Below are 22,530 nucleotides of genomic sequence, written 5' to 3' on the forward strand. Positions count from 1 at the left end.
CTCTAATTAGATGTTTAGATTATACGTGAAGTTAGCGATAAAAAACAAAAATGCGAGCTTAAAAGCTCGCATTTTATCGTTTAAGAAAACTTATATTTCAGCTAAAGCTGTGGAATGGGCTTTAGCTTGCGAAGGAGATAGTACCGCCGGCTTAGTAACACGGTTGCGTGTCGGGCGACTACTTTGTGCTGTCGGCTTGCCAAGCTTAAACATAATTGCTTCGCGTACTTCTGATGGCCGATAGCCAGATTTAACTTTCATACGGATATGTGGAATGCCAGCAGCTTCAAGTGCACCATTAACAAACCAGTCTCGTTGTGCTTTATGACCATCTTTATTGGCGTTGTTTACTAAGTCAACCGCTGCCACAATCGTCATCTTTTCTTTATCAATCAGCACATAATCCAGTTGTTTGTTTTTTGCTTTAGCGATTGCAGCACGTTTAGCTTTAGCAGATAAACCTTTTTTACAATCAATGATATCGATTAATTTTACACGGCTAACAATTTTATATTGATCGCCTACAGCACGTTCTAAAAGGTTTAAAAATGAGCTTTCAACTTGCGTAAATACACTGGTTTTACGCGTGAATGGGTAAGGGTTTCCGCCATCATCGGTAAACTTTGACGCAACAACAGATGCCCCTACGACTAATACTAAAATTGATAATAAAGCGAATTCCATACGGTAACTCCACAACAACAAATTGACACTATAAATTACTTAGCAATTTACGTGCCCAGTTGTAATGAAGTTACACTTTATAACAGCTAAGTTATGGCTGGTATCCGCCAGCAATTCCTTTTACTGCAATCGCTACAGCATCATGGGCATGCAGAGATTCATAATGGTTTATTTGTAACCAGTAATCGGCGTATTGTGCATCTTCTAACACGGCTTTGATTTTACGCGCAGCATCTTCACAAAACATCAGATTTTGACCATTTAAACGGGCGAATTCTTGCTCATCTTCACGCTTAACTGCCGCTTGTACAGGGGTTTTAAGCTCATCTTCAAGAGTATTGATCAAGCTTAAAATATCAAACTCACGGATGCTGCTATCTAGTTTGACTTTTACATTGGCAATAGAGCGTTGAGAATGCGGTGTGGCGATTATGCCATCGGTACTGCCAAGCCAGTTGACCACTTCTTCATGGCTAAGAGTATGCTGCTGAAACTTTTCAACAAAGGCTTGTTGAATAAGTTGGCGAGCTAATGCCGCTGAGCATGGGCAAGTTGATGAGTAAGTTACATCAAGGCTTAACTCAAAACTAAGTACACCGCGGTCAATTTTTGCCACTATGGTTAACGGGTAGCTTTTCCAACCCGCTTTGCCGCTAAGGAGTGATTTTCTGCGCAGCGGTAGTTCAAACTTAAATTCAATTTTAGCTTGATCCGATAACCCTTCATGGCTGGAAATAAAAGTATCTAGTGCTTGAGCAATCGTTGTGGGGTTTACCTGCTGCTCAGTTGATAAGGTATCGAGCGCTAAAAATAACCGCGACATATGAATACCTTTTGCGTCTTCTTTGTGAAGATTAACAAAAGCACGAGCTTTAGCGTTGACATTAATAGGCGCAAGATCACGAGATTCAAATAAAAAAGGCAGTTCAATATCAGCCATACCAACCCAGTCTAATTTACCTGTTTGTAAGGCGGGAGCCGTATCTGCTATATCGGGCATGTTGCTTTGCATGAAAAATCTCGTTATTGGCAATTGTAAAGCGCGATATTTTACACGAAATAAATAAAAAATACGTGGTAGATGAAAATTTTCTGTTTTCGTCGCGGAACATGAAAATAGTTAATGCAAAAATGCTAACATATTAGCACTAGTGGTTTTTTTGTAGCTGTGTAGTCAGCTGATTTTTTATATACTTATATGTATAGTTAAGAGACAGATTTATATATGATCGATTCCTCTTTGAGTCCATGGGCTCGAACACTTTCCAGTTTAATTACTCGATTCGGTGAATTCAAAACCGCAACTATCTGTTATGCATTACTATTAGTCTTGGCATTAATATTGTCGTGTATGTTTTATTATGTTGCAGTGGGCGAGGTGATGCTCGTTGATGTGCTTGCCGTAATGTTTTTTACTGCAGTAGTGTCGCCCATTATTATCAGTGTGTTGATCAATTCAATTCGCCAGTTAGATGCTTCCTATGCGTATTTAGATAGTGCCACCAAGCAAGAAAAATTATTAAATCAAACTTTAAAAGATAATATCAATCGCTTAAATGTAGAGATAGATGAACGTAAAATGGCATTTCATGCCAAACACCGTGCAATCGAAGAACTCAGACGAGAAATCGTCGAGCGTAAAAAAACCCAGCAAGAGCTTGCTCAACAAGGCATGTTACTGCGCTCTATTGTTGATTCATCGCCTGATTTATTTTATTACCGTGATAACAATGGTGTTTTTGCCGGTTGTAATAAAATGTTTGAAGAGGTGATGGGTAAATCAAGTGACGAGTTAATAGGTAAAACTGCAGAGGAAATTTATCCAACGCAATTCTTACCGGAAGTATTACTAACTGATAACAAAGTCGAAAAAACTCACGCCGCATTAACGCTTGATGTTGAATACCCTGTAGGCAATGAAAACCGTTGGTTTGAAATGCGCAAGCTCCCATTTATTAATGATGACGGTGACTACATTGGTTTATTAGCGTTTGGCCGCGACATCACCAGCCGTAAAGAAGCTGCTCAAGCACTTGAAACCGCTTATAAAGACAAGGGGAAATTTATTGCCACCCTAAGTCATGAATTACGAACTCCGCTCAATGGTATTGTGGGTTTAACCCGGATGTTGCTAGACACCGACTTGGATAAGCAGCAACGTAGTTGGTGTAATACAGTATTTTCTAGTGCTGAAACATTAGGAAATATTTTTAATGATATTATAGATTTAGATAAAATAGACCGCGAGCAACTCGATATTGTTACCGACTCAATAAATGTTTCCGACTTTATTAATGATGTGGTTAACTTTGCTGGATTAATTGCTGAACAAAAAGGCCTAGAGTTTGAAATTAAGCGCAAAGGTATGTTGGATATTTATGCGCAACTAGATCCGACCCGATTACGCCAAGTGGTGTGGAATTTAATAAATAATGCGGTTAAATTTACCCAAAAAGGTAAAGTTCAATTAGCGTGTGCTCGGGAAAATCGTGCGGATGGCGCGTGGTTAGTCATGAAAGTAACAGATACCGGGCAAGGTATTCCACAAGAGCAATTACATCGTATTTTTGATATGTATTATAAAGCGCCAGATTTAAATGGCACTAATGCGATAGGATCAGGTATCGGTTTAGCTGTCACTAAGGCATTGGTTACTGCAATGAAAGGACAGTTACATGTGAGCAGTACCGAAGGGGAGGGCAGTTGCTTTGTGGTTGAAATACCGCTGGCCCTTTGTATTGCTCCGGCTGAACAAAGTTATGTTGGCCGTAGTTTGAATATCTTGCTAGTTGAAGATGTGCCGCTTAATGCTGAAATCGCCACTAACTTACTTGAGCAACGCGGCCATGAAGTTATCTGGGCTGAAACCGGTGAAGATGCATTGTCGTTTGTTGAAACTGAGGATGATCTGGATTTAGTACTGCTAGATATGCAACTGCCAGATATTAATGGCGATGAAGTAGCAAGGCAGATCCGTGCCGATAGCCATTTTGATAAGTTACCTATTGTAGCCCTTACGGCTAATGTGCGTAGCGCCGAAGAAGAGTTACAAGGTATCTCAATTCAAGGCGCATTAGCCAAGCCCATCAATACCACGAAGCTTGATAAAATGTTGGCTGAACTATTTGATATTAAACATCTACAACAGTCTGATGAAACACGCCTGACGGTTAGCAAAGAAGCCAGTGAAAATATCAATGTAGAGTTACTTGATGTTGAAACCATAGAAGATTTTGTTAATTCGATGGGTATAGTAACATTTAAGCGCAGCAGCAGTTTATTTGAAAAGCTAAATCCACAGTATCAGCAAGAGTTAGCAACGTCATTAGCAGCTGGTGACCGTGAAGAGTATAAGTCCGTCGCACATAAGCTTAAAGGTGCTGCAGGTTCAGTTGGTTTAAATGATGTACAGTTACACGCTAAGATCATGGAACATGGTGCGATTGAAGAAAGTGATGAAGTATTAAATACTTGGCTAACAATATTGGCAGATAAAATAAATGAAGGGCAACATGCCCTTCATTTATTCTTACAGCAATTAGAACGTTAATGCTGTCATTACTTGGTAGAACGGATATTAACTATCGATTTTACCAATGAAACGATAACCTTCACCATGGATGGTGCTGATAAGCTCAGATGTGCTGTTATCACTTTCAAAATGCTTTCTGATACGACGGATCGTTACATCAACAGTACGGTCATTTGCACGTAACTCACGACCAGTCATATGCTTGATTAGCTGCTCACGACTAAAAATACGGCCTGGAGAGTCAAGCATTAAACGTAGTGCTCTGTATTCACCTTTAGGTAAACGTTTGGCATCACCATTTGGTGATGTTAAACAGCGGCTATTTTCGTCAAGTTCCCAGCCATTGAAAGTGATCACACCATTTGTTTCAAGGCTTGATTCTTCACCGCCAAGGGCAGTACGTGAAAGCAAGTTACGAGCACGAATAGTTAATTCACGAGGATTGAACGGCTTAGTAATATAGTCGTCCGCGCCAATTTCTAGGCCTAAAATACGGTCTACATCATTATCACGACCGGTTAGGAAAATAAGTCCAACGTTACGCTTTTGACGTAATTCACGCGCTAATATTAGCCCGTTTTTGCCTGGCAGGTTGATGTCCATAACTACAAGGTTCACATCATCATTATTTGTAAGCTTGTCATGCATGTCATCGCCATCAATGGCTTCAATAACTTTGTAACCTTCAGCTTCAAATAAACTAACGAGGTTTAGTCGAGTTACGTCTTCATCCTCTACAATCAGAATGACTGGCGTTTGCATTATTAATTAACCTTTTTCGGAATATTTTATTTACAATTAATTCGGTATTGTATTATAAAACCGAATACTAGTGATTATAGGAGTATATCCAATTGTTAACAAGTAAAATCAATTCGGATGAAATTTAGAAACAGCTAATAACCGAGATTGCACTTTAAAACTGCTGCGCAACAACTGCTGTTTATTGATATACAGTCGGATTTTATTCCCTTCTTGGACCAAAGAGACAACGCCCCCTTTTTCTAAAAAATTGATACTCTCACCAACTGTTAAGGTATTTAATGAAATGGTATCGATCCAAAGTGGAATTATATCATCTTCCATTGTTTCATCAATGTATGTGATATCACAAAAGCGAGAAAGTTCAGAAATTTGCTGTTTTTTATCAATTAACACTGTTTCAATCGGTATATCGTTAATTTTAAGATTCGAATTATCCTTTAATAACTCACCAATTCCATGTTCAACGTCATAAAAACAAAAAGTCACAGCCTGTTTATTGTTAACTTTGGGGAACTCGACGAATTTTGCAATCTGAAATAGAAATGCCGATTTGACTTGTTCAGGTGATTTAGCCTGTAAAAATGCTGGAAACAACAGCATCAGAGCCAATAATAAACCCGTTAGTTTCATAATTTGCTTGCCTCAGTTAAGGGCAAGGTAATTATAAAGCGTGTGCCTTCTATATTTTGATCATCAAAATAAACATTGCCACCTAAGGCTTGTGTGACTAAGTTGTAAACTAGATGCATACCTAAACCACTGCCACCTTCGCCGCGTTTAGTGGTAACAAAGGGATCAAAAATGCGTTTTTTAACGCTTTTATCAACCCCGATACCATTATCATAATAGTTAATGCTCAGGCTACTTTCGTTGCGTTCCACTGTAATTTCGATTTCGTTATTTTGATTATCTTTAAAGCCGTGGATCACCGAGTTACTTAACAATTGCTGCAATATCTGCTGAAGCGGGCCTGCTTTACTTTCGATCATCAATTGTTCAGAACAATGAATAACGATTTTAGGAGCTTTGCTCTCTAATTCAGTACGCATTGAAAGCATCACGTTGGTGATAAGCTCATGCATATTGACCAGCGAATTAATCTCTCCATCTTGGTTCACCGCTACTTTTTTAAAGCTGGATACCAGTTCCGCAGCGCGATTTAAATTCCGATAGATAAGATCTAAGTTTTCTATACCATTGTCGATAAAACGTTTCAATTGACTTGAGGTTAAGGTTTTTTGCTCAAACCCTAGGCTTATTTCTGCCAGTTTATCGCGTAGCAGGGTAGAGCCAGTGATCCCTAAACCAATAGGTGTATTTACTTCATGTGCAACACCTGCAACCATTTGCCCTAAAGAGGCCATCTTTTCACTTTCAACAATCTGATTTTGGTATTGATGCATCCGTTCAAGGGTTGTTAGCAACTCTTGATTTGCTTCTCTGAGCGCGATTGTACGTTGGTTTACTTTTTCTTCTAAGCTTTGGTTTAATTGTTTAATTTCTTGCTTATCGTTTTTATGGCGCTCTATTTGATTTTGCGTGCGAGTCAGCATGATGTTTAAACTGTTCGAAAGCATGTTGATTTCGGTAATATTAGTTTTTGGGGCTCGGGCGTTGTAATTATGATTTTTCGAGACATCTTGCAGTAATCTGCTTAAGTGGTCTATAGGGTCGGCAATACGTTTTTGAATTCGTTTTGCTACAAAATAAACCAGTATTAAAACGAATAACGTTAAAAGAATATCAATAAGAATTTTTTGGTTGATATACTCGTTGAGGCGCTCTAGGCCGCCACGAATATACACATAACCCTTAATATCACCTTCGTACGTGATTGGCTTGATTAGTTCTACGTAGTCTTCAGTGATCCTAGGCTGTTGGAGTTGTTCAATACTATCAACCCGAAGCGGCACTGGTGGCGTTTTTCGTGCATTAAAGCTGGTAAAAAATACCGCTTTATTTGAAATTTCGTCAATTGCGTAAATATGTATATTTTTAACGAGTGGAATTTTTTCGAAAGATTTAAGACGTTGTTCTTCGGTTTTTCTATCATCAAATAGTACGGTTACTTGGGCATTAAAGGCGATAATTTCTGCAAGGATATTGAGCTTATTGATGATTAACTGTTTTTGCTCTTTGACATCAAGGTAGGTCGAAATAGAAATAGATAACGATAAACACAAAGCAGTAACAAGCATGACTGCACTGATCAGGGCTTTGCGAATACTTGTTGGCGATGTTGATAAAGGCATTATTGTAATGAAGGCCCAGTTATATAATTTTTATTGAGTTGCTGTAAGTCTAGCAAAGACCTATCAAAGTGACTAAAAAATATAATAACTTTGTTGAAAAGCTGCCATTTATATTATTTGGCAGCGTTTGTGAGGCAATAGTTGTAATTAACTGCTATACACTGAAAATTTATTGGTTTTGTGTACTACTTGATAAGTACCGAACTGAGTTTCTAGAATTGGCGGGTATTTTAAGAAGCAGTTTGCAACAATAGTTAACTTGCCTTGCTTAGTTAAGTGCTGTTTAGCACCACTTAAAAACTGTTCAGCAACAGTATAATCAGTGGCAATACCGGTATGAAATGGTGGATTTGAAATAATAAGCTCAAATTTTCCAGTTACATTTGCTAATCCATCACTTAGTAAAGCGCTACCGTTTACACCGTTAAGTGCCAATGTTTGCGTGGTTGCATAAGCTGCAAGAGCACTAACATCCGTACAGGTAAAACTCAAAGCTGGATTTTTCAAACCTAAGAAGGTCGCAATAAGACCCGCGCCACAGCCAAAATCCAGCACATTGCCAGATTTAATTTCAGGTGCATTCTCTAACAGTATTTTAGTACCGCCATCAAGTTCACCGTGATTAAATACGCCAGGTACGCTAATGGCATTAAAACTAACGCCAGCCACATCAACATTAAATTGTTTGTGGTAACGAGTAATAACAAACTCAGCTAAGGTTTTTATCTCGGTGAATAAATACAAAGCACAATGGCGGGCACTGTCGATTTTATTGCTGTATTCACAGTGGCTACTAAATTGCTTTTCGATCGATTTCACACCACTTTTATTTTCACCAACCACCAGTAACTCAGCGTCTGGGTTGATAACCGCGCGAATATTGTCCAACGTCATCAATGCTTCAGGTTTTGCTTTTGGGTAGTAATAAATAACGAGGTCAAAGTGTTGACCGGCTATCTCATGGCTAACACAAACATCAATAGTGTTGATATTTTTAGCAAATTCGCCATTAGCATGGTTGTAGCTAAAAGCGCTGATCTTGCTGTTTGGATTTAACTGGCGCAGTTGTGACAAAAAGCCATCTTGCACAAAATTAACTACTAAAATAGAGTCCGCCGTTAGGTTTGCACTATTGCGTAGTAAAAGTGAACTTGGATTAGTTAATGCGCTCATATATGGCTTTGCCTTTAAAGTTGTTTTGATTAATTTAGCTAATACGCTCGAACATTAAATCCCAAACGCCATGACCTAAACGATGGCCGCGTTGCTCAAATTTCGTCAAGGGACGTAAATCAGGACGTGGCACATAATCGTTAGTCTCTGATTGGTTTTTAAAATGCTCCGCTGCTTGCATTACTTCAAGCATATGTTCTGCGTAGTTTTCCCAATCAGTTGCCATATGGAAGACACCGCCAATTTTTAATTTGCTACGCAAGCTCTCTACAAATGCAGGTTGTACAATACGACGCTTATGGTGACGTTTTTTATGCCATGGATCAGGGAAGAATAGTTGCACCGTTGTAATGCTGCCCTCAGCAATACAATCAGCAAATACTTCAACAGCGTCATGCTCAAAAATACGTAAGTTTGTAATGCCTGCTTCATCAGCATCCATTAAACATGCGCCAACACCAGGGCGGTGTACTTCAATACCAATAAAGTTAAGGTGTGGTGCGCTCTTGGCCATTTCGACCAATGATTTACCCATACCAAAACCAATTTCTAAAACAACGTCGTTGTCATTGCCAAATACTTGGGCTAGATCAAGCATGCCTTGTTGATGTTCAAGCCCCATGGTTGGCCAGCATTTTTCAATTGCCGCAGCTTGTCCTTTGGTTAAACGACCTTCGCGCTTAACAAAACTGCGAATGGTACGAATATATTTACCTTCTTGCATCGCTTGCTCAAGGTTATCGTTACTTGAATCACTCATATATTTTGGCCTGATGAAAACAACATGTCTTAAAATGGTGGCGTATTATCCCTGACCACGGCGTTGATCACAAGGCCTTATCTTTTGTGTATGTTTATAACTTGATATTTTAACTCACTGCAATAGACTGAGCGCCATTAAGGGTCGGGTTTTAAAAGTAGTTATTTTGAAGTTAAACAACAGTGAAGCAAGCTGGTTTTCTCAGCAAGTAGTCGATTGGTATGAATTACATGGGCGTAAAACCTTACCTTGGCAATTAAATAAAACACCTTACAAGGTGTGGGTGTCTGAGGTGATGTTGCAACAAACTCAGGTAATCACAGTTATTCCTTACTTTGAAAAGTTTATGCAAAGTTTTCCAGATATTATCGCTTTAGCAAATGCAGATGAAGATCACGTGCTGCATCACTGGACCGGATTGGGCTATTACGCTCGAGCTCGCAATTTACATAAAACCGCAAAGATAATCCGAGATCAATACAAAGGCGAGTTTCCAACAACGTTAGACGAGGTTGTTGCTTTGCCTGGAATTGGGCGCTCGACTGCAGGAGCTGTTTTATCGCTTTCTCTTGGCCAACATCATCCTATATTAGATGGTAATGTAAAACGTGTGCTTGCCAGATTTTTTATGATTGAAGGTTGGTACGGAGTTAAAAAAGTTGAAAACCAATTATGGCAACTATCAGAGCAGTTAACTCCAGCAAAACAAGTGACTGAGTTTAACCAAGCAATGATGGATTTAGGAGCAAGCCTCTGCTCACGTAGCAAGTTTGATTGCCAACCTTGCCCGTTGCGCTCGCGTTGTGCAGCGTATAAGACTGAGCAGGTAAAACAGTTCCCTCATTCAAAACCTAAAAAAGCAGTGCCAAAGAAAGTGTGTCATCAATTAATTATTCAATGTAATGATCAAGTATTGATGGAAAAAAGGCCTAACTCAGGAATATGGGGCGGCTTATTTAGTTTTTTTGAGTTTGAGCAAAAATCTCAGTTAGATACTTTTTTAGCACAGCAAGGGCTTGCCGTTACAACTGTGCCAATTGAGCCTTTTACGCATATATTTTCGCACTTTGAATTAACTATTAATCCGCATGTACTCACTTTGCATAAAGTGTCTGATGTGGTGAATGAGCGACAACTAGTTTGGTACCCATTGGACCAGTCCATAGAGGTTGGTTTAGCCGCTCCAACTAAAAAGCTAGTTAAACAAATTGCTACAATAGTTTACACTAACTGATATCGTTTCTAAGAGCACAAGAGAGCAATCATGGCACGCACTGTATTTTGTCAAAAGTTACAAAAAGAAGCCGAAGGGCTTGGTTTCCAACTTTACCCTGGTGAGTTGGGTGAAAGGATTTTTAATAATATTTCTAAAGAAGCATTTGCACAGTGGCAGCACAAGCAAACAATGCTGATCAATGAAAAGCATTTAAATATGATGGATCCAGAGCATCGTACTTTTTTAGAAGAGCAAATGGTTGGCTTTTTGTTTGAAGATAAAGATGTAGAAATCGAAGGCTACCGTCCGCCAGAAAAATAATTTTCACATGCGAATAAAAAGGGCAATAAGCCCTTTTTTAACGCTTGAATTAAATCAGATCATCTTGCTCTTGAGCATTACTAACTTGCTCTTTTAAAAACTGCGCAACACGGGAGTACTCAATTTCTAAATTGTCACGCAGCTCAATTAGTTGATCACTGGTTAAGTCTTGTTCTTTACAGTTATCTTCAAAGTCAGCAGCTAGCTCAGCTACTTTTTCTGCGCCAATTGTTTTCGATATAGATCTAAGTTGATGGCAAGCTGCAATTATTATTTCTTTATCACCGGTCATTACCCCCGTATTAATGTCTTTAGCTAACGTATGGCTTTGCTCTAAGTACATTTTAAAGAACCGTAACTGCTTTGCGTCATCATTGTTTATGTATTTAGCGAGCATTTCAAAGTTAATTGGTGCTGACGGCTTATTAGGAGAAGCCGTAATCGACTCTTGTTTGCTTTCACTCCAACTATTAAGTGTTGCCTCTAGTGTATTTAATTCAACGGGTTTAGTAATGAAATCGTTAATACCGGCATTTAAACAGCGTTCTTTTTCACCCTTTAAGGCATTTGCCGTTACTGCAATAACATAAGGCTGAGCGTTGATGTCTTCAAGTTGCGCGGCTTCGTCGCGAATTTTTTCAACCATGTCATAACCTGACATTTTAGGCATATGTAAGTCAGTTAAAATTAATGGGTAACGACCGCTTTGCCACATTTTTAAACCTTGTTCGCCGTTTTCAGCAACCTCAACGCCAAACCCAAGTAAATGTAGTTGATCGGTAAGCACTTGTTGATTCAAAATATTGTCTTCAACAAGTAGCACGAGTTTGTTTTCTTCGCGTGCTTGTTCAATATTTAAATAATTATTAAGGGTTTTAACTGGTTTAACTTGTCTTGGTGTATGCAGCCCCGCAGCAACCAATAGCGACATCATAAAGTTTGACTTACATAATGGCGACGCATTAAGGTAAAAGATGTTTTTGTGATTTATTGCGGCTTCATCCAATTTACTAAGTACGATCACCTGTTGGTTATTATCTTCAAGGGTATACAGTAAACGGCGTAGTAAGTAATTAATGCTATCCATTGAATCGATACCATCAAGCACCCAAATAACACCGGGGTTGTCTTGATACTGTTCAATTTCTTGCACCGCTTGCACTGTAATTGTTTTTGCTCCCATAAATGATAAATAACGAGAAAGCGTTTGTTGTCTGCTTTGATGCTCAGTGACGAGTATCACCGAATGATCTTTCAAGGCGCCTTTATGGGCATACTTTATGGTGTTTTCAGTACTGAATGGCAATTCCACCACAAAGTCACTACCAATACCTATATCGCTGGTAACACTAATCGACCCTAACATTAACTCGGTTAAACTTTTACAAATAGATAAACCTAGGCCAGTGCCACCGTACTCACGGGTAATTGATCCTTCGGCTTGAATAAATGGATTGAATATTTCACGCAGCTGAGCTTGGCTCATACCTTTACCATTGTCGCTGACGCTAAAACGCAGAGTAAAATGGTCAGCAGTATTTTGTGCCACTTCTACAGCAATGCGTACCTGACCTAGGCGATTTTCATCGGTGCTTGTAAATTTAATCGCATTACTACATAAGTTATAAAGTACTTGGCGAACGCGAACAGTATCACCAATTAAATTAATTGGTACATCAGGGGCTATGGCAAGCTCTAAATCAAGCTGGCGTTTTTTTGCAACCGATGACAATACTCTGGCAACTTCTTCAATAGTATCCGAGACCGAAAAAGGAGTTGGATCGATATTTAGTTTGCCCGCTTCAATCTTTGAGAAATCTAAAATATCATCCAGAATACCCAGTAGTGAAAAGGCTGATTCACGAATAATTGTGCTTAGACGATGCTGAGCGCCATTAAGATCTGTTTGCCTTAGTAAATCAATGGTGCCAATAACGCCATTCATTGGAGTGCGTATCTCATGGCTCATAGTTGCTAAAAACGTGGTTTTGGCTTCGCTTGCTTGTTCAGCTCTATGGCTCGCTTTTTCAAGCGCTAAAGTGCGGTTTTGCACTTCAGTTTCCAGACTGCTTTGCAGCTTATGCAAATCTTTTTGGGCTATGTCATTACTATTGATGGCATCTTGTACTTGCTGTAATAATTGATTGATATTTTTAGCTACAACGCCAAGGCCAATATCTAATTGTTCGTCGATATGTGTATTGTAACTACCAGATTTAGTGATGCTCTCTAATTTATGCGCAAGAGTGTCACTACTTTTGCGGATCCGCGTATTAAGATAAACGTTAAAAAACAGCGCCAGTAAAAATAAACTTACTCCAGCAATTCCTGCAATAGCCAATGCAAGTCCGATGGAATAATTTGGCAGTAGAGGGGTTACAGCTATTTTTTGTTTAATGATCAATTCACCAACGGGTTGATCATTTAAATTTAATTGATAGTGAATAATACCTTGCTCAACTGAATATTGATCAAGTTTTAGCGGTGCAATTGCCGGTTTATTACTAGCAAAAACCAATTGTGTTTGTGCAGTAGGTGTATATCTATATAAGTAGTAATCAAATTGATTATTAAGCGCAGCACTTAAATTTAGTAGTTGTGTGGCATTATCTTGTCCTGTTCGAGTTAATGCATTTACTAAAGGTGTGTCTAATTGCTCAGCTAATGTCATTAAACTTAGTGAGCTTGGTGGTGCTTTTGAGTCTTCAGTGTGGCTAGGGTAAAAAGAATAAGCAACCACAGCGAGTGCTGTTACGGCTAAGTTTATTAGTATAAAAAGAGGTAATAGTCCTTTTACAGGAGAAGAAAATTTACTCAGCATTTATTATCCAACTTATCTATTATCAACCGCAATCTAAACAGTCGCTTGTGTACTGGAAATCAATCCTATCATTTACCAGAAATAATTCACTACGTTTTTAGGACTGTTGTACACAAAGCAGTTAAAATACCTATCCAATACATAAATTAAAGAGTTATTGCTGTAAAAAACAGCGTACTTTACATTTATTAGTCGCTTTGTTGAAAAACTGTGCAAACAGTTATAAAGAATAAAAAAAAAGTTGACTTGAAAGGGCAAAACCAGTTTAATACGCCGCACACGCAGATAGCTCAGTCAGTAGAGCTAAGCTGAAGTTATATTAAAAATCCTTTGTGATTTTTATTAAAAATGAAATCGCCCATATAGCTAAGTAAGTAGAGCTAAGTGGGAATTATATTTAAAATCCTTTGTGATTTTTTATTAATACTGAAATTGCCCAGATAGCTCAGTCAGTAGAGCTAAGTGGGAATTGAATTGAAAATCCTTTGTGATTTTTTATTAATACTGAAATTGCCCAGATAGCTCAGTCAGTAGAGCTAAGTGGGAATTGCATTGAAAATCCTTTGTGATTTTTTATTAATACTGAAATTGCCCAGATAGCTCAGTCAGTAGAGCTAAGTGGGAATTGCATTGAAAATCCTTTGTGATTTTTTATTAATACTGAAATTGCCCAGATAGCTCAGTCGGTAGAGCAGAGGATTGAAAATCCTCGTGTCGGTGGTTCGATTCCGCCTCTGGGCACCATTATTTAAATAATGGTGTTTAAATCAAATGATTAAAACATTATTATGCGTGCCTTAGCACACAGTTTAGTGTGCCGACTTAGCTCAGCTGGTAGAGCAACTGACTTGTAATCAGTAGGTCAACCGTTCGACTCGGTTAGTCGGCACCATTTATTTAAATTAAATGTTTTAAAAACATTTAATTAGCACTGTTTAAGTGCCTCGATAGCTCAGTCGGTAGAGCAGAGGATTGAAAATCCTCGTGTCCGTGGTTCGATTCCGCGTCGAGGCACCATTTATTAAAAGTTATCAATCTTTAAAATTGAAACGTGCCTTAGCACACAGTTTAGTGTGCCGACTTAGCTCAGCTGGTAGAGCAACTGACTTGTAATCAGTAGGTCAACCGTTCGACTCGGTTAGTCGGCACCATTTATTTAGATTTATTGTTAGGTTAACAATAAATCAGCACAGTTGATGTGCCTCGATAGCTCAGTCGGTAGAGCAGAGGATTGAAAATCCTCGTGTCCGTGGTTCGATTCCGCGTCGAGGCACCATTTATACTAAAGCCCTGCATGAAAATGCGGGGCTTTTTTGTTTTTATTTAAGTTAAAACATAAGCGGCCTCGAACTACGTTCGATTACAAAATGCTTCCCTGTATTTTGCCCTACGGGCCATCCTTCGGACGTTAAAAATTGTTCCAGACAATTTTTTGCCGCCTCAGTGCACCATTTATATTAAAGCCCTGCATGAAAATGCGGGGCTTTTTTTTTAGAGAAAATTAGCACAAGTAAAGTTTGCCAAGTACTCGGTTGAGTTTTCTAATTCACCTTTCACCTTTCACCTTTCACCTTTCACCTTTAATCCCACAAAACCTGCGCTTCACCGCTGTTTCCTTTAAGCATGTGTAATGTTATGTAAAGTCAGTTGAGCTATTGCTGCACTGGTGCTTGAATTACACTCATAAATAGCAGTAATTCAGGTTTTTATATGATTTGGCAACTTAAGCCGAGTTTAGTGGCGGTGAGTGTGTTGCTGCTCAGTGCATGCAGCAATCAGCTCAATCCTACTGAACGTGCGCAAGATATCGCAAATACCCCAGAGCTTTGGCAACAAGCGACTACGTCTGCATTAAAGGTTGAAGATAATTGGCTGCAGCAGCTAGAAAACCCACAAGTTTTTTTTCTAGTTGAACAGGCATTAGCAAATAACCAGCAAATTTTGCAGTCCGGTTATGATGTTGCTATTAAACAGCAGCAGCTAATTGCCACAGGCGCCGCGTTGTGGCCGAGCTTGGATTTATCTTCGCGGACGAATCGCAGCAAAGATAATCGCCCTGTTAGCTACAATAATGCCAGTTCGGCAAATTTAACCCTCAGCTACGAAATTGATCTATGGGGCAAGCTATCTGATGCGCAGCGTCAAGCTAACCTTGAATTTTTAGCAGAGCAAGCCAATTTTGAGCAAAGTAAGCAGCGCTTAGTAGGCGATGTAGTCAGCGGCTGGTTTAATGTCATCAGTGCGCAAAAGCTATTGGCACTGTATCAACAGCGTGAAAAAAACGCTGAGCAAAATTTGGCAATTATTGAATCGGGTTATCGCCAAGGTTTAAATGATGCGTTAGATGTGTATTTAACGCGTAATGAACTAAATACTGAACGCTCGCGAATTGCCGGGCAAAAAGCGACATTAAATCAAGCTATTCGAACACTTGAACGGCTAACTGGAGATTATCCAAAAGGCGCCTTAACTGTCGAGGCCGAGCTACCATTATTAGATAAACCTATTCCATTAGGTTTACCGTCAGAATTGATCACCCGTAAACCAAGTTTAATGGCCAGTTGGTATCAACTGTTAAGTACCGATGCTAATTTGGCCTATGCCCATAAACAACGTTTTCCCAGCTTAGATTTATCAGCAACGTTAGGTGATAGCACAGACCGAGTAAGCGACTTGTTTTCTCCGTCGAGCCTGGCATGGTCGTTGGTTGGTAGCATTTCTATGCCGTTGTTTGATGCAGGTAGACTAAAAGCAAACGAGGAAGCTGCGCGGTTAGCAGTGCTAAGCCAAGAGCAAAATTATTTAGCGAGTTTGTATGATGCATTTAATGATGTTGAACAAGCTATTTCGCAAGAGCAGTCATTACAACAGCGCTACCAGGCTACGCTTAAAGCGCAAGAAAATGCTATTGCAGCAGAGCAATTATCATTTGAGCAATATCAAAGTGGTTTAGTCACTTACACCACCGTATTAGATGCACAAGACCGCTCTTTTGATGCACAAAGCTCAGTCATCGAAATTAAAAACCAACTTATTATTAACCGTATAAATCTTCATATTGCCCTTGGTGGCGATTTTTCACAGCCAACCAACGCATCAACAGAGCAATAACTATGAACTTAAAAACCAGAAAAATATTGATCCCAGCCGTAGTGATTGCAGCAACCGCAGCAATCGTTATGTTCATTCAAGGTAACCCGCCGCAAGCTAATCGTTTTGCAGCGCCACCTAAAGCACAAATTAGTGTGGCAGTGCAGTTACTAACACTGCAATCATACCAAGTGATGATTGATAGTTTTGGCACCGTAAAACCACGTACGCAAAGTGGCTTAGTTGCTCAAGCATCGGGGCAAATCATTGCGGTTAGTGAGCAGTTTCGCGAAGGGGGCTTTTTTGAAAAAGGGGATGTGTTACTGCAACTTGATGATAGGGATCACCGCGCTGAAGTAAAAGCCGCACAAGCAAACTTATTAACTGCGCAACAGGGCTTACAAGAAGAGCAAGCGCGTGGACGTCAAGCTTTGGTTGACTGGCAGCGTTTAGGTAATGGTGCACAAGCGAGTAACTTAGTGTTGCGCGAACCACAATTAGCCGCAGCGCAAGCACAAGTGTTGTCAGCTCAAGCGCAACTTGAAAAAGCTGAACTTGATTTAGAGCGTACTAAAATTACAGCTCCTTATGCCGGTCGTGTACTCAGTCGCAGTGTTGATCTAGGCCAAGTGGTGTCTAATAATACTCAGCTTGCAACGATTTATGCCATTGATAGTGTGGAAATTCGTCTGCCAATCAAAAATAAAGATTTGCCATTTATAAACTTACCAGAGCAATATCGTGATGGGCAAAAAAATGCACTTGGATCAGCGGTGCATTTCACTTCAGACTTAGTCGGCAAGCAAAGTTGGCTTGGGCAAATTTCGCGTACCGAAGGAGCTATTGATGAAAGCGCCCAACAACTGTACGTGGTGGCACAAATTAATGATCCATACAAAGCAACAGCGCAAAACCAATACCCAATTAAGATAGGGCAATATATTAAAGCGCAGATCAGCGGTAAACAGGTAAACGATGTATTGGTTATTCCTAACAGCACCATTTATCAAGGCAGCTATGTGTATGTTGTTGAGCAAGGCGTACTTAAGCGTAAAGAGATTAGCTTAGCATGGCAAAACGCCACGCAAGGAATTATTGCCAGTGGTTTAACGGCTGGTGAACAGTTGGTACTCACACCGCTTGGTCAGGTGAGCTCGGGTACGCGAGTTAAAGTAATGGGTGAACCCGCAACCTCGACAGAACCTGTGAAAAAACAGCGCCCAAGTCGTGAGCAGCTAGAAGAGATGGCTAAGAAACAGGGTATTACTGTTGAGCAGTTAGTTGAAAAACGCCGCGCAGCAAGATCGCAAGGAGATAAACCATGATAGCTTGGTTTACCAAAAATCATGTTGCAGCTAATTTATTGCTGATCAGCATTGTATTTGCGGGTCTATTTAGTTTAACTACGCAAATACCGCTTGAAGTATTTCCTTCATTTGAAACCGATCGCATTAGCGTTAGCGTATCATTACGTGGCTCAACGCCAGAAGATGTAGAGCAAGGGGTGACGATTCGAATTGAAGAGTCAGTGCAAGATTTAGAAGGGATCAAGCAGATCTCAAGTCGCTCCTCAGAAGGCTCTGCCTCGGTTAGCATCGAAGTTGAAAGCGGTTATGATCCGCGGGAGTTATTAGCCGATATAAAAAGCCGGGTTGATGCGATCAATACCTTTCCTGTTGATGCCGAAAAGCCCGTTGTAGCTCTTGCAGAGCGCAAGCGCGAAGTCATTGCAGTCACCGTTGCCAGCGATTACGGCGAAAAAGAAACCCGCGAATACGCCGAGCAAGTACGAGATCAATTACTACGTTTACCGAGCGTGACGCAGGTTGAACTAAGTGGCGTGCGCGATTACGAGTTAGCCATTGAAGTCAGTCAAGATACATTACGCCAATATAGTTTAAGTTTAAGTGATATTTCACGGGCCATTAGCAATTCGAGCTCAGACATTTCTGCGGGGAATTTAAAAACCGAAGGCGGCGACGTACTCATTCGCTCTAAAGGCCAAGCTTACCGTAAAGACGAATTTGCCCAAGTTGTAGTAAAACACCAAAGCGATGGCACCATAATTCGCCTTGGAGATATTGCTAAAATTAGCGATGACTTTGAAGAAACCCCAGTGCGCACCCGCTTTAATGGTAAACAAGCCGCGTTTATTGATGTGTACCGAATCGGCCCGCAAAGTGCTATTACCGTGGCGGATGAGGTTAAAGAATTCATTGAAAACCAGCAAACAAATCTGCCGATGGGGTTTGAGCTGAGTTACTGGGATGATGATTCAGAACTGGTTAAAAGTCGTATTGCCACGCTTACCACTAATGCCTTACAAGGCGGCATTTTAGTGTTGGCTTTACTGACGTTATTTTTACGACCGGCCATCGCATTCTGGGTGTTCATTGGTATTCCAGTATCGTTTATGGGGGCTTTTTTAGCGATGCCATTGTTTGGTGTAACACTGAACATTATGAGCTTATTTGGTTTTATTTTAGTACTGGGAATTGTTGTTGATGATGCCATTGTTACTGGTGAAAATGTTTATACTCATTTAAAAACGGCTGAATCAGGTGAACAAGCGGCTATTCGTGGTACCCAAGAAGTGGCAACGCCGGTAACGTTTGGGGTTTTAACCACAGTCGCGGCCTTTTTACCTTTGGCGTTTATTGAAGGTGGCCGTGGCGCGTTATTTGCGCAAATTCCAGTGGTGGTGATCCCCGTGCTATTATTCTCGTTAATTGAGTCTAAGTTCGTGTTACCAGCGCATTTAAAGTACATCAAATTACGTCATCAAAAAGGCGAGCCCTCAAAATTTGATAAGTTCCAACAACGTTTTGCTGATGGTTTTGAGCATGCAATCTTAAAATACTATCAGCCCATTTTAAACCTCGCTTTACGGCATAAACTAGCAACGGTGAGCTTGTTTGTTGGTATTTTCTTGATCATTTTAACCATGATCACCAGTGGTTGGACTAAGTTTATTTTCTTCCCACGTATTCCAAGTGAAACGGTTCGAGTTAACTTAACCTTGCCAACGGGCACACCGTTTGAAGTGACTAATAAATATGTCATTGATATGTCGGATAAAGCACGCCAATTACAAGATAAGTACCGCGATGAAGATACAGGTGAAAGTGTTATTTTAAATATACTCGCCACCACAGGCGGGCGCGGTGGTGCGTCTAATTCCGGCAGTGTTCGTTTTGAAATAACACCCGCTGAAAGCCGCGACTCTGATATTGGCTCGCGCGAGCTTGCCAGTGAATGGCGCGATTTAATTGGTATAATACCGGGTGCAGAGAGCTTAACCTTTAGAGCCGAAATTGGCCGCAGTTCAGATCCGATTGACGTACAACTGAGTGCAACCTCACTCACCACATTGCAAGAAGTGGCTGATCATGTCAAAGCGCGGTTAGCGACATACCCAACGGTATTTGATATTGCTGATAGTATGTCCGATGGCAAAGAAGAGCTACAAATAGAGCTAACAGAGCAAGGCCTAGCACTGGGGTTGAATCGTGTTGATGTATCGCAACAAGTGCGTAATTCATTTTTTGGTGCACAAGCACAGCGCATTCAACGTGGTCGCGATGATGTGCGAGTAATGGTGCGTTTACCAATTGAAGAACGCCGCTCAGTGGCGGATCTAAAAGATATTTTAATTAATCTACCCGATGGCGGCACAGTGCCTTTATCGCATGTAGCTAAGCTGGTGCCGGGACAAAGCCCTTCGTCGATTAATCGCATTGATCGCTACCGTACTTTAAATGTGACTGCTGATATTGAAAAACAAAACACCAATATGACGGTGCTACAAGCTGATTTAAAAGAGTATTTAGATGAACTTGTACAGCAATACCCAGGAGTAAGCCACTCACTTGAGGGTGAAGCTAAAGAGCAGCGGGAATCATTTGGTTCACTCGCGTGGGCATTGGTCTTTGTGTTTTTCATTATTTATGGCTTATTAGCAATTCCATTTAAATCTTACTTGCAGCCATTAATCGTTATGAGTGTGATCCCATTTGGCATGATAGGCGCAGTTATTGGACATTGGATCATGGGCATGGAACTGACCATTATGAGCTTACTCGGCATGCTAGCGCTGATTGGCGTAGTGGTGAATGATTCACTGGTATTGGTTGATTTTATAAATAAAAAACGCAGTGAAGGTGGTGATTTACTGGAGGCGGTAAAAATGGCGGGCGCATCACGTTTTCGCCCTGTAATGCTAACCAGCTTAACCACCTTTATAGGCTTAATGCCGCTGCTGTTTGAGAAGGCGACACAAGCGCAATTTTTGATCCCGATGGCGGTGAGCCTTGGCTTTGGGATTATTTTTGCAACCTTTATCACCTTGTTGTTGGTGCCAGTGAATTACTTGTTGATGGAACGCTTGCAAGGCTGGTTTAAATAAACAACTTTCCCCACAGCTAATTAGGCTGTGGGGAATACGAAATACGATGCAAAATTTCTCAAACTATTTTTTCAAGCTGAGGTAAACTAAACACAAAGTAGTTAAATTCAAAGGCTTCAACATGATTGAATACCCGATTGATCAACTCCCACAGCTTATTGATGAGCTTTTACAATGTGATACTACAGAGCGTAAAAATAAGCTGTTAGCTGACGCCAAAGAAATACTCTCGACAGAACATTTATCGTTATTATTTGAAGCCTTACCAAAAGATCAGCGTATTGATATTTGGCAATTATTAGATGAAGACACCCAGCACGAAATATTCATTAATTTAGGCGCCGATAGCTGTCGTTGGCTATTACAAACACTCGATGAAGATGACGGTTTTAAATTACTTGATGAAGTAAGCGTTGCTGAGTTACTTGAACTTGAAGAAGTGATCCCTGAGCGCTTTGTTGAATACGCTCGCCGTCAACTTGATGAAGTACAAACCAAGCAATATGAATTAGCGCAGCAGTATCTGCCAGAGCAACTTGGTCACTGGCTTGATTTTGATTCACTTAAGGTTTCAGACAAACTTACGGTCGGTGGCGCACGAAAAATCCTGCAAAAAGGCTTACCGCAATATACCGAGGTTATTTATTTAGTAAGCCGCAAAGGCACGCTAATTGGTGAGGTATCGGTTAACACGTTATTTAAAGCTAAGGATTCAGATACCTTATTAAGTTTTGCTGATCACGATATCACCTCACTGCATGCTGACGATGACCTATACGAAGCCGCGGAAGTGGTGATCCACAGTGAAAAAGTGGCAATGCCCGTTGTCAATGTCGATAACAAGTTACTGGGGCGATTAAAAGTTACCTCAGCTTATGAATTACGCCAAGAGGTCACCGATGAAGCAGCGGCAAAAGCGGGTGGTTTACGCGAAGACGAAGATCTATTTGCCAGCGTACGAAAAAGTGCGAAAAACCGTGGTATTTGGTTAGGCATTAATTTAGCAACCGCATTTTTAGCATCCTGGTTTATTGGCTTATTTGGCGCAACCATTGAGCAAGTAGTTGCATTGGCAGTATTAATGCCGGTAGTTGCATCAATGGGCGGTATTGCCGGTAGTCAAACACTTACCGTAATCGTGCGCGGTTTAGCGCTTGGTCAGGTAACCGACTCAAACCGTAAGGCGTTACTTAAAAAAGAGCTTAGGGTAGGGGCTGTAAATGGCTGTGTGTGGGCTATGGTAATTGGTGTGCTTACTTATTTCTGGTTTAGTGATGTGATGCTCAGTATCACTATTACAGTGGCTATTTTGCTTAATTTAATTGCAGCCTCTTTGTCTGGCGTGGTGATCCCTTCTATTTTAGATAAAATGAAAATCGACCCGGCACTGTCAGGTTCAGTAATCTTGACAACGGTGACCGATATTGTTGGCTTTGTCACTTTCTTAGGGTTAGGTAGTTTATTACTTCTTTAGTATTTTAGTGTACGAAGTATGATAACTTTTACAGGTA

At 40.4% G+C, this 22,530-nt stretch carries 15 protein-coding genes and 5 tRNA genes; 12 read left to right on the plus strand and 8 right to left on the minus strand.

All coding sequences use genetic code 11. The annotated features are described in order from the left end of the window. Window positions 1-90 precede the first annotated feature (90 nt). A complete protein-coding gene (locus FW757_RS00430) occupies window positions 91-684 on the minus strand; it encodes a DUF2726 domain-containing protein (protein ID WP_145237569.1) in 594 nt (197 codons plus the stop codon). A 91-nt stretch (window positions 685-775) separates the two neighbouring features. Continuing rightward, complete coding sequence (gene folE2 / locus FW757_RS00435) at window positions 776-1,696, minus strand: GTP cyclohydrolase FolE2 (RefSeq protein WP_182717013.1); 921 nt, start codon at window positions 1,694-1,696, stop codon at window positions 776-778. Window positions 1,697-1,909: 213 nt separating this feature from the next. Between folE2 and arcB the strand changes: the two genes are divergently transcribed. Beyond that, window positions 1,910-4,234 (plus strand): aerobic respiration two-component sensor histidine kinase ArcB, encoded by a 2,325-nt coding sequence (gene arcB, locus FW757_RS00440; protein ID WP_446440725.1) that lies wholly within the window; start codon window positions 1,910-1,912, stop codon window positions 4,232-4,234. A gap of 27 nt (window positions 4,235-4,261) precedes the next feature. Here the strand turns inward: arcB and arcA are convergent, their stop codons facing one another. From arcA to trmB, 5 genes are all read right to left on the minus strand, one after another. Continuing rightward, on the minus strand, window positions 4,262-4,978 hold the full coding sequence (gene arcA, locus FW757_RS00445; protein WP_016709833.1) for a two-component system response regulator ArcA: 717 nt from the start codon (window positions 4,976-4,978) through the stop codon (window positions 4,262-4,264). A 108-nt stretch (window positions 4,979-5,086) separates the two neighbouring features. Next, a complete protein-coding gene (locus tag FW757_RS00450) occupies window positions 5,087-5,611 on the minus strand; it encodes a YfiR family protein (protein ID WP_149980884.1) in 525 nt (174 codons plus the stop codon). Continuing rightward, window positions 5,608-7,233, minus strand: a complete 1,626-nt coding sequence (locus FW757_RS00455; protein ID WP_182739405.1) for a sensor histidine kinase — start codon at window positions 7,231-7,233, stop codon at window positions 5,608-5,610. Before FW757_RS00455 ends, FW757_RS00450 begins: the two co-directional genes overlap by 4 nt. Window positions 7,234-7,380: 147 nt before the next feature. Continuing rightward, window positions 7,381-8,406, minus strand: coding sequence for a 16S rRNA (guanine(1207)-N(2))-methyltransferase RsmC (gene rsmC / locus FW757_RS00460; protein WP_149980882.1), 1,026 nt, complete (start codon window positions 8,404-8,406; stop codon window positions 7,381-7,383). 34 nt (window positions 8,407-8,440) lie between these two features. Continuing rightward, the gene (trmB, locus tag FW757_RS00465) at window positions 8,441-9,166 is read right to left on the minus strand and encodes a tRNA (guanosine(46)-N7)-methyltransferase TrmB (protein WP_145237549.1); all 726 of its coding nucleotides are present in this window, start codon (window positions 9,164-9,166) and stop codon (window positions 8,441-8,443) included. Between the two features lie 166 nt (window positions 9,167-9,332). On the opposite strand from trmB, the gene mutY reads away from it, so the two are divergent. Together mutY and FW757_RS00475 are read left to right on the plus strand one after the other, a co-directional pair. Beyond that, window positions 9,333-10,400 (plus strand): A/G-specific adenine glycosylase, encoded by a 1,068-nt coding sequence (mutY, locus tag FW757_RS00470; protein ID WP_220497142.1) that lies wholly within the window; start codon window positions 9,333-9,335, stop codon window positions 10,398-10,400. A 30-nt stretch (window positions 10,401-10,430) separates the two neighbouring features. Continuing rightward, window positions 10,431-10,703: an oxidative damage protection protein gene (locus tag FW757_RS00475; RefSeq protein WP_145237543.1), complete on the plus strand. Its 273-nt coding sequence runs from the start codon at window positions 10,431-10,433 to the stop codon at window positions 10,701-10,703. 49 nt (window positions 10,704-10,752) lie between these two features. On the opposite strand, the gene FW757_RS00480 is transcribed toward FW757_RS00475, so the two are convergent. Next, complete coding sequence (locus tag FW757_RS00480) at window positions 10,753-13,524, minus strand: hybrid sensor histidine kinase/response regulator (RefSeq protein WP_182739404.1); 2,772 nt, start codon at window positions 13,522-13,524, stop codon at window positions 10,753-10,755. 668 nt (window positions 13,525-14,192) lie between these two features. Here FW757_RS00480 and FW757_RS00485 point away from each other — a divergent pair. The 9 genes from FW757_RS00485 (at window position 14,193) to FW757_RS00525 (ending at window position 22,493) form a co-directional block, all read left to right on the plus strand. Further along, window positions 14,193-14,268 (plus strand) — tRNA-Phe (locus tag FW757_RS00485). Window positions 14,269-14,340: 72 nt separating this feature from the next. Next, window positions 14,341-14,416, plus strand: a tRNA-Thr gene (locus FW757_RS00490). 49 nt (window positions 14,417-14,465) lie between these two features. Continuing rightward, window positions 14,466-14,541 (plus strand) — tRNA-Phe (locus tag FW757_RS00495). Window positions 14,542-14,599: 58 nt separating this feature from the next. Beyond that, window positions 14,600-14,675, plus strand: a tRNA-Thr gene (locus FW757_RS00500). A gap of 49 nt (window positions 14,676-14,724) precedes the next feature. Next, a tRNA-Phe gene (locus FW757_RS00505) sits at window positions 14,725-14,800 on the plus strand. Window positions 14,801-15,234: 434 nt separating this feature from the next. Further along, complete coding sequence (locus tag FW757_RS00510; protein ID WP_182717019.1) at window positions 15,235-16,635, plus strand: TolC family protein; 1,401 nt, start codon at window positions 15,235-15,237, stop codon at window positions 16,633-16,635. Window positions 16,636-16,637: 2 nt separating this feature from the next. Continuing rightward, window positions 16,638-17,939 carry an efflux RND transporter periplasmic adaptor subunit gene (locus FW757_RS00515; protein WP_446440726.1) on the plus strand — a complete coding sequence of 434 codons (1,302 nt, stop codon included), beginning with the start codon at window positions 16,638-16,640 and terminating at the stop codon, window positions 17,937-17,939. After that, entirely contained in the window at window positions 17,936-21,019 is a 3,084-nt protein-coding gene (locus tag FW757_RS00520; RefSeq protein WP_182739403.1) for an efflux RND transporter permease subunit, read from the plus strand. Before FW757_RS00515 ends, FW757_RS00520 begins: the two co-directional genes overlap by 4 nt. 121 nt (window positions 21,020-21,140) lie before the next feature. Next, the gene (locus FW757_RS00525; RefSeq protein ID WP_446440727.1) at window positions 21,141-22,493 is read left to right on the plus strand and encodes a magnesium transporter; all 1,353 of its coding nucleotides are present in this window, start codon (window positions 21,141-21,143) and stop codon (window positions 22,491-22,493) included. Window positions 22,494-22,530 lie beyond the last annotated feature (37 nt).

The organism is Pseudoalteromonas sp. 1181_04, assembly GCF_052850545.1.